This window comes from Bradyrhizobium sp. SEMIA, from assembly GCF_014844175.1.
GTDB classification, from domain to species: domain Bacteria; phylum Pseudomonadota; class Alphaproteobacteria; order Rhizobiales; family Xanthobacteraceae; genus Bradyrhizobium; species Bradyrhizobium arachidis.
In genome coordinates this window covers 4,004,636-4,017,010 of record NZ_CP046601.1, presented here as the reverse complement: position 1 = coordinate 4,017,010, position 12,375 = coordinate 4,004,636, and the positions used below count along the sequence as shown (strand labels likewise).

The 12,375-nt window shown below is 58.6% G+C and carries 9 protein-coding genes and 2 pseudogenes; 6 read left to right on the top strand and 5 right to left on the bottom strand.

Annotated elements, in window-relative coordinates:
* Positions 1 to 584 precede the first annotated feature (584 nt).
* From FOM02_RS19700 to msrA, 3 genes and pseudogenes are all read left to right on the top strand, one after another.
* Positions 585 to 1,355: a caspase family protein gene (locus FOM02_RS19700; protein ID WP_265442028.1), complete on the top strand. Its 771-nt coding sequence runs from the start codon at positions 585 to 587 to the stop codon at positions 1,353 to 1,355.
* Positions 1,356 to 1,478: pseudogene (locus tag FOM02_RS19695) on the top strand (bacterioferritin); the annotation flags it as partial. It abuts the gene before it with no gap.
* A 462-nt stretch (positions 1,479 to 1,940) separates the two neighbouring features.
* Complete coding sequence (gene msrA, locus FOM02_RS19690; protein ID WP_265442027.1) at positions 1,941 to 2,453, top strand: peptide-methionine (S)-S-oxide reductase MsrA; 513 nt, start codon at positions 1,941 to 1,943, stop codon at positions 2,451 to 2,453.
* Positions 2,454 to 3,204: 751 nt separating this feature from the next.
* Here msrA and FOM02_RS19685 read toward each other — a convergent pair.
* From FOM02_RS19685 to FOM02_RS19675, 3 genes are all read right to left on the bottom strand, one after another.
* Complete coding sequence (locus tag FOM02_RS19685; protein ID WP_265442026.1) at positions 3,205 to 4,089, bottom strand: hypothetical protein; 885 nt, start codon at positions 4,087 to 4,089, stop codon at positions 3,205 to 3,207.
* A gap of 284 nt (positions 4,090 to 4,373) precedes the next feature.
* Positions 4,374 to 4,943, bottom strand: coding sequence for a cytochrome P460 family protein (locus FOM02_RS19680; protein WP_265442025.1), 570 nt, complete (start codon positions 4,941 to 4,943; stop codon positions 4,374 to 4,376).
* A gap of 11 nt (positions 4,944 to 4,954) precedes the next feature.
* Entirely contained in the window at positions 4,955 to 5,629 is a 675-nt protein-coding gene (locus FOM02_RS19675; protein WP_265442024.1) for a cytochrome P460 family protein, read from the bottom strand.
* Positions 5,630 to 6,690: 1,061 nt separating this feature from the next.
* Between FOM02_RS19675 and hemA the strand changes: the two genes are divergently transcribed.
* From hemA to ccmB, 3 genes and pseudogenes are all read left to right on the top strand, one after another.
* Positions 6,691 to 7,965: a 5-aminolevulinate synthase gene (gene hemA / locus FOM02_RS19670; protein ID WP_416207787.1), complete on the top strand. Its 1,275-nt coding sequence runs from the start codon at positions 6,691 to 6,693 to the stop codon at positions 7,963 to 7,965.
* A gap of 430 nt (positions 7,966 to 8,395) precedes the next feature.
* Positions 8,396 to 8,998: pseudogene (gene ccmA, locus FOM02_RS19665) on the top strand (heme ABC exporter ATP-binding protein CcmA); the annotation flags it as partial.
* Between the two features lie 130 nt (positions 8,999 to 9,128).
* A complete protein-coding gene (gene ccmB, locus FOM02_RS19660; protein ID WP_212505273.1) occupies positions 9,129 to 9,791 on the top strand; it encodes a heme exporter protein CcmB in 663 nt (220 codons plus the stop codon).
* A gap of 84 nt (positions 9,792 to 9,875) precedes the next feature.
* Here ccmB and FOM02_RS19655 read toward each other — a convergent pair whose 3' ends face one another.
* Entirely contained in the window at positions 9,876 to 10,352 is a 477-nt protein-coding gene (locus FOM02_RS19655; RefSeq protein WP_265442022.1) for a cytochrome c-type biogenesis protein CcmH, read from the bottom strand.
* The gene (locus tag FOM02_RS19650) at positions 10,349 to 12,346 is read right to left on the bottom strand and encodes a heme lyase CcmF/NrfE family subunit (protein ID WP_265442021.1); all 1,998 of its coding nucleotides are present in this window, start codon (positions 12,344 to 12,346) and stop codon (positions 10,349 to 10,351) included. The genes FOM02_RS19655 and FOM02_RS19650 overlap by 4 nt, the downstream gene beginning before the upstream one ends.
* Between the last annotated feature and the right edge of the window lie 29 nt (positions 12,347 to 12,375).

Below are 12,375 nucleotides of genomic sequence, written 5' to 3'. Positions count from 1 at the left end.
GCCCCAATTGTTAGCACGTCCATCGAGGCGGCCATACCACCGTTGACGACAGATGTGCGCTTAAGGGTGCGGCCTGGTCATCCTCTTGAACCGGCAGCATACGGTCGCTCGGCCTACGATGGCTCTTGGGACCTCGTCTTCGTGACGCAACGAGGAACCTGCGATTCCAGCTACAGTTTTACTGTCGATGTGACCAACGGCATTGTTACGCATCCAAATCTCGTGAAGTTTCGGGGTTACGTCGCAAGGTCGGGCGCAGTTCGCGCCTCCGTGGCAGTCCACGACAAATATGCCGCGGGTACTGGCAAACTGTTCGCGACCACCGGTCGAGGGACCTGGAGCGGCCACTCAGGATCAGCGCGCTGCTCAGGCTACTGGTCGGCACAACGTAATTGAAGACGCAATGTCGCCACGCACCCTACTCGACTCTGGCCGGAACGCTATTGCCGCTATGCCATCTTACCGAAGGGTGAGCCGGAAACCATAATGGAATGAGATCTCCCAAACTAGCTAGCGTTGCCGTCCTGCTTAGCTTGCTCTCAGCTGCTTCCGACGGGGCAATGCGGCCGCAGACGCCTCGTTCCATGAGCGAGTCCATCCAGCCGGGCGACGTCGCGCCCCTTGATGCTGGTCGACTGGCGTTGGTGATTGGCAATTCAGCCTATCCCGATGCGGACTTTCCTCTTCCTCAAATAACACGCGATGCGGAAGCCTTGACAAATGCTCTTCGCGAGGACGGCTTTTTGGTCGATGCACTTGAGAATACGACGCGTCTCGGAATGACCCGCGCAATCGATCATCTAAAAAAACGACTGCGTTCGAACTCAACTGTGTTGGTTTATTTCGGAGGTTACGGCATCCAATCTGACGGACAGAATTACCTAATCCCCATCGATGCAACGATTTGGAGTGAAGAGGACGTTCGTCGACAAGGTGTAAGCATCGACCACCTCCTTTCGCAACTACGAAATTCCGGAGCACGCGTTAGGCTCGCAGTGATTGAGGCCTCACGCCGCAATCCGTACGAGCGACGCTTTAGGACTTATTCACATGGGCTGGCCCCCATTCTACCGGCCGAGAACGCACTTGTCCTGAGCTCAGCCGGGTCTGGTGAAGTAGTCGAAGATCCTGGAGGACTGCATAGCCAGCTGATTAGCGCTCTGCTTGTGCAGATGGAAACCTCAAGGGAGATCAAGGAAGTCTTCGATAATACTCGAAACGCGGTGGTGGCTGCTACTCGGGGCCAACAGATTCCAGTTGTGTTATCTACGCTGACGGAGAGTTTCCATCTTTCGCCGGCGCAGATCGGCGCTCCCGCGTACTCCGTCGGCTCTGCGGTTAGTGGTCATCGGTGACGGCGCCTCTTCGAGAACCTGACGATGGACGAGGAGAACCTTATCGCTTCCCTCGAGACGCAGCTTGATTTGATCAAGCGCGTTGGTCTCGCACTTTATACCCAAGCTCTGGACGGGGGAGTACTAAGCTTTGGCATCATACCGCAGGTGCTCGTACACGCTCTCGCCGCACGACGTCGTCGACAGCGCCGTTCCAAACTCAGTTATATTCCAGCAATGTCGGACCGGTCCCCTGAAGCAGGAGCCTCAGCTCGGCAGACTGCCTCCCCAGCGCCGATCCTAGCGGCATAGTCTCGATAGCCGAAGGTGATTGGACGATCCGGGACCGGGCGTCTATCTTTCTACAACAAGAAAGTACTGCCAGTTGCCTGCGCTGCTGAGCACCTGCGTCGTGCTCCCCGCGAGGGCCGGCGCTGGCGCTGCATTTGCCGCTATCGATGCAGCGTCACGGAGAACGTTACCAGCTACATCGAGCGACAGCGGGTTGAGATACTGAATTGACTCCGCCTTCGTTCGCTCCGTCCGCCGCGGCTAAGTGGACGCGACCGCAACAGCAAGGCTCTTTGCAAAGAAGGAGACCTTACCATGGCAGGGACTACAGAACGCTCAATACTGGCAGGGGGTTGCTTCTGGGGAATGCAGCAACTGCTAAGACGATTGCCTGGTGTCATCTCAACGCCTGCGGGCTGCTCGGGCGGCGACGTCAAGAACGCCACGTACCGCGATCACGGGACGCACGCCGAAGCACTCGAGATCATGTTCGACCCGCGTCAGACGACCTTCCGAGAGTTGCTCGAGTTCTTCTTCCAGATCCACGACCCAACGACCCTGGACCGGCAAGGAAACGACCGAGTTACAAGCTACAGGTCGGCGATTTTCTACACGAGCGACGAACAGCTTCGCGTAGCCCAAGAAACCATCTCCGACGTTGAAGCCTCGGGGCTGTGGCCAGGCAAGATCGTGACGGAGCTTTCGCCCGCTGGCGAATTTTGGGAGGCCGAGCCTGAGCACCAGGATTACCTGGAACGCCATCCGAACGGCTATACCTGCCATTTCGCCCGCCCCCAGTGGAAGTTGCCACACAGGACCACTGTCTGAGCAATCGCGCTTTCGGCGGCGTACGCAACGTACGTGCGTTGCGAAGGCGCGTCCCGAATTCATCTCGTGATGACTAGCAATGGCCTGGGGGGCCTGGTCGCCAGGCGGCGCTCGCGCGAGCTTGAGTGGTTGTACGGCGAGGTCCGAAAAACGAGCAAGAGGCTGGACCACGCTCTTTCCCCGGCGCGAACGTGCATGCAGCCGATGTGAGAAATGCGAGCCCCCGCGGACCCCGCTTACTTGAGCGATCCTGAAGGGCTACAGACTTTTCGATGAGCCGTGCACCTTCCTATCCGGTCCTTCTTTTAGGCATTCTCAGGCCCGGCCTATTCCACGATCGGCATCACGACGGACAAGATACGGTTAGAACAGGGTCGCCCCGGATCGACAGGCCGCGTCGGGGGCCTCCGGCGCGATACGGACCTCGCTTGCGGCATGTAGCGCTAAAACGACTCTTACACCATCACCCCGCGGTCCTCCGTTATTTGGGAGGCCAGAGCGGCCGCGCTAGCCGCGTCGCCGTCCGACTGCCGACCGACCCGCAGCGTCCGTTGGTATCGAGCTGCTAGCGCTTATGCCTGGACTGAGATCGACAGCCCCCGTCTTTCGGTCGCGCCTCCAGGCGCGAGGCCCGCCAGAGCATCGACCCTGCGGTATGGCGCGGGGCCTTAGCGCGAAGTAAAGCCCCAGTAGGCGAAGAGACATTGCGCTCCCCGGCTCCGCAGGGACCCGCAATTATGCAGTCGGGGGGCTATTCATTGGTAAAGCCCACAACCGGACAATTCACTAGATTGCCCGTCGTCTTCACCGGCCCTCCCGCAGGGCTCACCAGTAAGCCCGCCGCGCTTTTGGCTTCAAGATCGTCGCCGTCAGTGATCAGTTTCCTTTGATCCTTTACGATAGCTTCCTTGGTCCACTCGGCTAGCCGCACGTCCCACATCGGAGAGTATCCGGCGCTGATCTCCGTGAAATGCGCGAGAATGTCGAGCGAAGGCCCCTCTCCCTTGATAGCACTGTTGAGTCCCTGGCGATTCGGATCTTTCGCACCCATGCTGCCGTTCACAATCGTATAGATCACCTCAATCGCGCCGCTCTGTAGAATGTCGCTTTCCGCAGGCGCAAAGGTGGACGACTCAAGGGTCGCCGATTCCTCGGAATTTGCGTCAAAACTAAGATAACGCAGGTGTTTTCCGTTCGCGAATCCAAACCGAAGTTTCAAGTCGACAGTGCCCTTATCAGGACAAATACTTGATACGGAGTCCGTCACGAGGGAGTAATCAGGGCTGCCGTTGCAGAATGAAATTTTATCTGGCGCGACATCGAACGCGATGATCGGCGCATTGAAAACAATATTCATACGATTAGCTACCCGCACCAGTGGGCTGTAGTGCGCATCCCCAATAGAACCGGCTCGGGCTGTCTTAGGAGGAAAAAACGTGGGCGCGTCCCCACCGACCAACTTCTGCGAAGGCGAGAAATCGACCCGCCCCGATTCAAACGTGAAGTTACCCGCGTCGTCCATTTCAGCAACCCGTGTGCTCTTCAGGTCCTTGGCATCAGCGAGACTCGGCGCCCACGTAAGCCCCATCTCATTCGAAGTAGCGTAATCGCTTACGTCGGTAAGCACGAACCACACGGTCTCTCCCGAGACAAGACGGCCTCGATGAAGCGGTAGCGTCACCACCTCTCGTACCAGGTCCACCTTGCCCGACGTAAGAAATTGCTTTGTAATCTTTTTGCCAGTAGCTGGATCGGCCGCTTTACTTGCGTGGGGTGTCGAAAACGACACCCCAAATATCATCATCGATCCGCAAATGCATCTGACGAGCTTCCCGCTTGGCTTCATGCGTCTGCCTTCTCTGCATCCAATTTCGTTTTACGTACGTGACATTGAAGCGTAGTTCGCCGCAAACGGCCTTGTCATTTTTTGAGTCCGGGATAGCCTTGAACATAGATCCAGTCAGTCGCCTTCGCAGGGATGTGGCAACCTAGACAATCTGAGCGGAAGTTCGTTGAGGTCGTTTTCACCGGGTCACCCGCGTCAAACCAGGACCAGCCCCAACCATTGCCCCACAACTTATTATCGGGGTGGCTGTCCTTGCTGTCCTTCACCATCATGAACCATCCTTTGAGGCTTTCCTGATGGCTAACGGTCCCAGTCGTCATATCCGAAGTGGCCGCGGCGTACACCTCCTTCACCAGGATCGAACCCTCGGGAAACTTGCCAGTCGCCCGATAGGCCGCCGCAGTGCCGGGCGACGCGTAGACCACGTGCATCTCCTTAGCGCCTTTGTCACCTGCAACAGACCAGCTCCCAAGGAATTCGTACGCCGTTCGGTAGTCCTTCGGGATATGCATGTTGCCTGCCCCGTCGACGAGTTGCTCCTGCGCAGGCGCGGCCTGGCTCGGTACGAGCTGCGATACGAGGCACCCGACGGTCACGGCGATGAATGAAGCGGACGCAACGGCCGCACTTCCGAGAAATTTCATCACGGTTCTCCCTACTTCTTGATAGACGGATTCTCGTTGGGCGGCATTTTCTTGGAGTGATTCTGGCCGGGCGGTAGCGGCACCTGGTCCAGCAACGCATAGAACTGCGTCCATACGTCATCGCGCTTCGCGCTTGCGATGTGGCAGTAACCGCATTCCTCGACGGGCCGGACTTTCGCAGAGGCCGCCTTTGGTTCAAAATGGTTGAAGTTGAAATAGCCCCAGCCGTCGCTTGCCTTATATCTTTCGGTGTCCTTGACAGTCACATCCGCACCGTTGAAGGCACCCGGGAAGAACCCTTTACCCGATGGCTCAGTTCTCGAACCGTCCGGATTGGTGGCGGGCTGCAAGAGCTGCAGTTCCTTCACAAAGATCGTTCCTTCAGGAAAGACTCCCGTTTTTTTGTAGATCTCGTAAGAGCCAGGCTCGATATATACGTTGTGAAATTCCGGGAAATTTGCCTGGGGCGGGTTTAAGAAATTGGGTGTTGTTGGGGATCCAACGTAAACCCATTCGTGAAAATTCTTCGGCAGAATAAGGTCGCCGTCTTTCGTGTATTCAGGAAGATAGCGGCCAGTGGCGTGCCAATCGTCGGGTGGCGGAAGCTGTGGTTGCTGTGCGAAGACTGCGGTTGCCAGAGCGCCAACGCTGAGGACGGCGGAAAGTGCCAGTACAGTGCGTCTCATAATCTCTCTCCTTCGACCAGCTCGATATTGCCGATGAGGCAATGACTGCATTCTTGCGCAGGTGGTCTCATTAACTACGCGCAGATCAAACTATGCGTGGATGCCAAAGTGCGAAAGCAACAAAGGGGCATGAAATCGATGCCCAATGGAAATGACGCGCTCTATGTTGATGTTTGATCATGAAAACTTTCTACTCCCTCGCAACGCTGCGCTATGAGTAGGGATAGGTGGCCACTTCCAGTCTTTGCTGACCAGCTAGATTCTTTGCCCCGCCGCAGATTTCGCCATTGAGTCTCCCAAGTTCTTGTCGTTCCAAATCTCGCCCGCGATCCCACGGAAACGGCCGATGAAGTTTCCCGGTCGACAACAGCAATGTCGAACGTCGCTTTCCGAGCGAACATGCATCATGTGTCGATTCACCTGCTCGATCGCGGTTTGGAGCTCTTCGGTTCTGTAACGAGCCTCGATCGGTATCAATCCTTTTTCCGTTCGCCGGCGGCTTGCCTTGCCAAACGCTTGTCATGTCGTCGCAGCCTATGGGCTAGTGTGTGTGTCCATCGTGGTGGCGAAAGCAATTCGCTCCGAGAAGGCATATTGTCGTGACGGGCGACTTTTCACCGCGCCGGCGTTGAAGAGGGCTCCTACGGCAAACATTCGGTTCATGACACTACCAGTTGCCGGGCGAGCCACGCCTCGGCCTTGTTCATCGCCGACCGGCCGCCGATCCGGATCACCCAGCTCTTCACTGGTGAACAGCCCTCAAGCGGCATTGTCTGTATGATCTGGGCGGCGTGTGCGCCATACAAATGGACGGGCTTGGCCTACGTCTGAGCTACTTCAGGCTGCGGCGCCTGATCATAACCGGAGGATTTGAAAATCATAACTGAGACGAGCGCGAAGTGCTCTGCGTGATGGGCTATGGTCGACCTATGCTCAAGCGACGGTTAGGGAGGGTTGACATGGAAGACCTGGACGTATCGGCTGGGCGTCAAGCCAAGCATCCGGCGCACGGAGGCTCCGATAATAAACATTCGTGTACGGACACACATTCGTGCGCGGGCATGGTGTGCGTGAAAAGAGCGTTGACGAGGCCCGACGCGGCCGTCGCTAGGGCCGAAGTCAATTGTGCGGCCGAAACGTACGAACGTCATTTCCACGACTCTCTTGAGCGCCTGCGTGGGGAACAACGCTATCGTGTCTTCGCTAACATCGAACGCGTCTCCGGCCGCTTCCCAGCTGCGAAATGGCGCCGCCCTGACGGATCCGTTACTGAAATAACGGTTTGGTGCTCGAATGACTATCTCGGCATGGGACAACATCCGGAAGTCGTGAGCGCGCTCACTGCAACGGCACACCGCTGCGGTGCGGGTGCAGGGGGAACCCGCAACATCGCCGGAAATAATTCGCCCTTGGTTGATCTAGAAGGCGAGCTTGCTGATCTGCACGGCAAGGAGGCGAGTCTCGTCTTCACCTCCGGATACGTTTCGAACCAAGCCAGCATCTCCACGATCGGTAAGCTGATCCCAGACTGCGTAATCCTTTCTGATGCATTCAACCACAATTCGATTATCGAAGGCATCCGTCAATCGGGTTGCGAAAAACGGATCTTCCGCCACAACGATCTTGGTCACCTCGAGGCCTTGCTGCGTGAGGCAGGAAGCCGCCCCAAGCTTGTCGTGTTCGAATCCGTGTACTCGATGGACGGCGATGTGGCGCCGATCGACGCAATCTGCGACCTCGCGGAGCGGTATAGCGCGATGACCTATCTCGATGAGGTTCACGCCGTCGGCCTCTACGGCGCCCACGGCGGCGGAATCAGCGAGCGCGACGGCGTGATGCACCGCTTAACGATAATCGAGGGTACTCTCGCCAAGGGATTCGGCTGCATCGGCGGCTATATCTCGGCGTCGCGATCGATTTGCGACGCGGTGCGCAGCTTCGCGCCCGGATTCATCTTCACCACCGCGCTCCCTCCACCGATTGCAGCCGCAGCGCGTGCATCCGTTCGCTACCTGAAACACTCGTCTGCCGAGCGCGAAGCACACCAACGACAGGCCGCTGCAACGAAACGGGCGCTCCACGCCGCTGGGCTTCCGGTTCTTCCAACCGAAACGCACATCGTGCCTGTGATTGTCGGCGATGCGGAGTTGTGCAAGGCGGCAGCCGATCGACTTCTGGAGCGCCACGCCATCTATATCCAGCCGATAAACTATCCAACGGTTCCCCGTGGGACGGAGCGTCTGCGCATCACGCCGTCGCCATATCATGGGGATAACCACATCGCGGAACTGGCAGCTGCGCTCACTGAGACCTGGGACGCCCTTTCTCTTTCCTGAGAGCCGTGATCGGTAGCGCTCCTTTCGCGACCGCCTACCCGGCTTCATCGCCGGGGCGTCGGCTTACCGGCGGCGCAGAGTACGCTGGGAAGGCGGCGCGCGTCCCAGGTCGTGCAGCTCACGCAGCAAGTTGTAACAATGGAACATCCAACGAAAGTCATTCGACTGCGTACCCGCCCTTTACGGGCGATCGCGTGGCACATTTTGCCGTCGACTTCCACAATCGGGCTCGCATCCGTTCAAAGGGCAGCCCCCGAAGAGCTGAACCTCCTCATTCTCGTGGGCAGCTCTCCCCAACTTCGCCGCTCGAACACGTTTGTCCAGAGTCGTCGATCATTTCGATAAGCCTCCAAACGAGGGTTGGTTGAAAACGATCAGAGCGAAACAAGGACAACGAGACCTGAAAATGGATAACACACAGAGGTCCCATCTGCTGATCGAAGATCTATCCGTGGCGCGCGGCGAGCGCATCCTGCTCAGCGGGATATCTTTGCGACTAGGCTCGGGCCAGATCGCCGAAGTGACGGGTCCCAACGGAGTGGGCAAATCTACACTCTTGCGGGCAATCGCCGGTTTTTTTCCACTCAGATCTGGGCGCATGTCATGGGTGGAATCCGAAGCCGCGGATTCGGCGCCCCTGGCAGAACGCCTCCACTACGTGGGCCATCTCGACGGGCTGAAATCGGCGTTGACCGCCCGCGAAAACCTCGAGATCGGCCTGGGATTCTTGGGGCGAGACCGGCGAACGCCGTTACAGGCGCTGGACCGCGTGGAGTTGGCTCATGTTCTCGATCTGCCAGTCGGTTATCTCTCCGCGGGGCAGCGTCGTCGCGTCGCATTGGCCCGGCTCTTGATCGTCGATCGCCCTCTATGGCTGCTCGACGAACCGCTAACTGCGCTCGACGGGCACGCGCGCGCCTTACTGAAGGCTATCGTCGCGAGCCATCTCGGAGGCGGAGGATTGGCGCTGGCTGCGACCCACGAACCTCTTGGTCTGCCAGGAACAATCCAAGTCAGGCTTGGAACCAGGTGATGGCCATTTCGCTAAAGTGCGGTCGCAGCCCACGTAGCTGTCTGTCTCGAGGTCGGGAAAGAAGAGATCAAGCTGATCCTCCGATTTCACTTGAGCGGTGTCAATCCAATAGCGATACCGGACGGGAATCATGACCCGTATTCTCCTCGTCGTTTTTGTTCGCGACCTCATGCTAGCCCGCCGCATCGGTGGCGGCGGGATTCTCGGTCTGGTCTTTTTCCTCAGTCTCGTCACGGTCGTACCATTCGCAATCGGGCCTGACCTCCGTTTGCTGTCGCGGATCGGCCCGGCAATACTATGGATAGCGGCACTTCTCGCGAGTCTATTGGGCCTCGACCGTCTGTTTCAGGCGGATCAAGAGGACGGTTCGCTAGACCAAATGTTCCTGTCGCCGGCGCCCCTAGAACTCATTGTTCTTGTGAAGTGCATGGCTCACTGGTTTGTGACAGGGCTGCCGCTCGTTATGCTCTCGCCTCTATTTGGCCTGATGTTGGATTTGGATGGCCCGGCCCTCCGATCGGTAGCAGCAACGTTGTTGGTTGGTACGCCGACGTTCACCTTTCTAGGGGCGATCGGGGCGGCCCTTACAGTCACCCTGCGGCGCGGCGGTCTGTTGCTATCGATCCTCGTCGTGCCACTAGCCGTACCGGTGCTGATCTTCGGTGTCTCCGCGGCGCAAAGTGCCACAATTCCCTTTTTGACACCGTTCCTGGTCCTCTGCGCGCTCGGACTCGCGTCCATCGCGCTCGCTCCGATAGCTGCGGCCGCAGCTCTTCGTAGCGCGGGAGAATAATGAGGCATGCAACGATTGAGTTTTCTTTCGGGGCACCCTATGTGGAACGACTTCGGCCTTGCCGAACTTGACCCCAGGAGGGGCCTATAGCGGGGTATCGGAGTCAAACACAGCGGCAAGCTGATCCCGCTCGGCTTGGCTCAATGGTGCCGCTGGCGTGGACTGCTGGCGGCGCAATCCGAATAGCAGAGCGATGGCGCCCGCTCCGAGCACCAAAGCCGGCATTCCCCAAAGGAGAGCGGTTTCCAAGTCGAGTGGCGGTTTCAGCAGGATAAAGTTTCCGTAACGCTTAACCAGAAAAGCGCGGACCTGCTCATCACTCTCTCCGAGCTTAAGGCGCTCGCGCACCAGCAGGCGAAGGTCTCGAGCGAGCTCCGCCTTGGAATCGTCGATAGACTCATTCTGACAGACCAGACAACGCAGTCCGGCGGAAATAGAGCGCGCGCGTGCCTCGAGTTTCGGGTTTGTCAGGATTTCATCCGGCTGAACCGCCCTCGCCAAGCTAGGGGCGACGCTTGCGAGTACGATCGAAAGCAGAAGAATGCGACGAAGCCACGTCATTCGGCGGGCTCCGGCGCTGCGGGGCTGTCGGCGACGCGGAGGCGAGCCGCGCGGCGCGCGAAGCCAATTCGGAGGCGTCTGTCGGACAAGGACACAATCCCTCCGAACGCCATAATGACCGCACCGATCCAGATGCTCGTCACGAGCGGCTTCCAGAACAGGCGCGCATCAACCGTACCATCCGCGTGGCGGTCCCCAAGCGAAATGTAGATCTGCCCAAAATTCAGCGTTACGATACCTGCCTCGGTGACGGTTGTCTGTCGTGTGGGAAAGCTGCGCTTGGCTGGCTCGACGGCTGTCACGTATGCGCCGCCTTTGCTGATAACCGTATGACCGACGAGCTCCGTGTAGTTCGGGCCCTGCCGCGATTGAAAATTCTCTATGGTGGCTTGATAAGGGCCGAGATCGATCCTCTGACCTAACTTGACGGTCGCGATCCGCTCCACACCCCAACCCGTCGCCGCCAAGCCCATGAGTGTCAAGCCAAGGCCGGCGTGAGCGATCGCCCCACCCCACGCGGAGCGCGGCAGCCCGATCGCGCGGGCTAGCGTAACCCGGCCGCCTTGCCCTCGTGCCCAGATACGCGACGCCACATCGGTGAACGAACCGACGATGAGGTAGACGGCGAGGCCGAGACCGGCTGCGGCGAAGACGGAGCCGCCCCGGATGACGGCAACGAGCACAATTGAGACTACAAGACCACCCAAGGCTGCGACCGTTACCCGTTGCGCTGCGCCGAGCAGGTCGCCGCGCTTCCAGGCGATCGACTGACCGAGCGGCATCAGCAGAACGATAGGCGCCACGAGCGGGCCAAGCGTTAAATTGAAAAACGGCGCGCCGACCGAGATCTTGTCTCCAGTCAGCGCCTCAAGCGCGAGCGGATAGAGCGTGCCGGTCAGAACCGTAACGCAGCAGGTGGTCAGCAGCAGGTTGTTGACTGCCAGCGCGCTCTCGCGTGAAACGGGTGCGAACACGCTACGCTCGCTCAGGGAGGGCGCGCGCCACGCGTAGAGCGCGAGTGGCCCGCCGATGAATACAGTCAGTATGACCAGGATGAAGACGCCGCGAGCCGGGTCACTGGCGAACGAGTGGACGGAGGTCAGTACCCCGGAGCGCACGAGGAACGTACCCAGCAACGACAGCGAGAACGTAAGTATTGCCAGGAACAGTGTCCAAATCTTGAGGGCTTCACGCTTCTCCATAACAGCAGCCGAATGGAGGAGCGCGGTGCCCGCTAGCCAGGGCATCAGTGACGCGTTTTCGACCGGATCCCAGAACCAGAATCCGCCCCAGCCTAGGGTGTAATAGGCCCAGTACGACCCCATGGCGATGCCAAGCGTCAAAAATATCCAGGCAATCAGTATCCAGGGCCGAACGTAGCGGGCCCAAGCGGCGTCTAGCCGGCCATTGATCAGCGCGGCTACCGCGAAGGAGAACACGATCGAAGAACCGACATAGCCGACGTAAAGGAGCGGCGGGTGTATGGCAAGGCCCGGGTCTTGAAGCAGCGGATTAAGGTCCAGGCCCTCAAACGGCGCCGGAAATCGTCGCAAGAAAGGATCGGAGGTGAACAGAATGAAGCAAAGGAAGGCAAGCGAGATCCAGCCTTGGACCGCCAGCGTATTTGCGCGCAGTTCGTTCGCCATGGCGCGTTCGAAAATCGCTACAGCCGCTCCAAACGCTGCGAGAATCAGAACCCAAAGCAGCATGGATCCTTCGTGATTGCCCCAGACGCCCGCGATTTTGTATATAAGCGGTTTGGTGGTGAGTGAGTTCTCGGCGACCGTCACGAGACTGAAGTCAGACGCCACATGGGCGTAAGTCAGTGCTGCGAAGGCATAACCTAAGAGCAGGAACTGGGTCATTGCGGCAGGGACCGCGATTGAAGTAAGCGCCGAATCACCAGTACGGGTTCCCCAGAGCGGCAGAACTGATTGAAGCAGCGCGACGGCGAGAGCCAAAGCGAGCGCGTAATGTCCAGTTTCGATGATCATCTTGTCGGTCCCATCAGCTGGGATGTTTC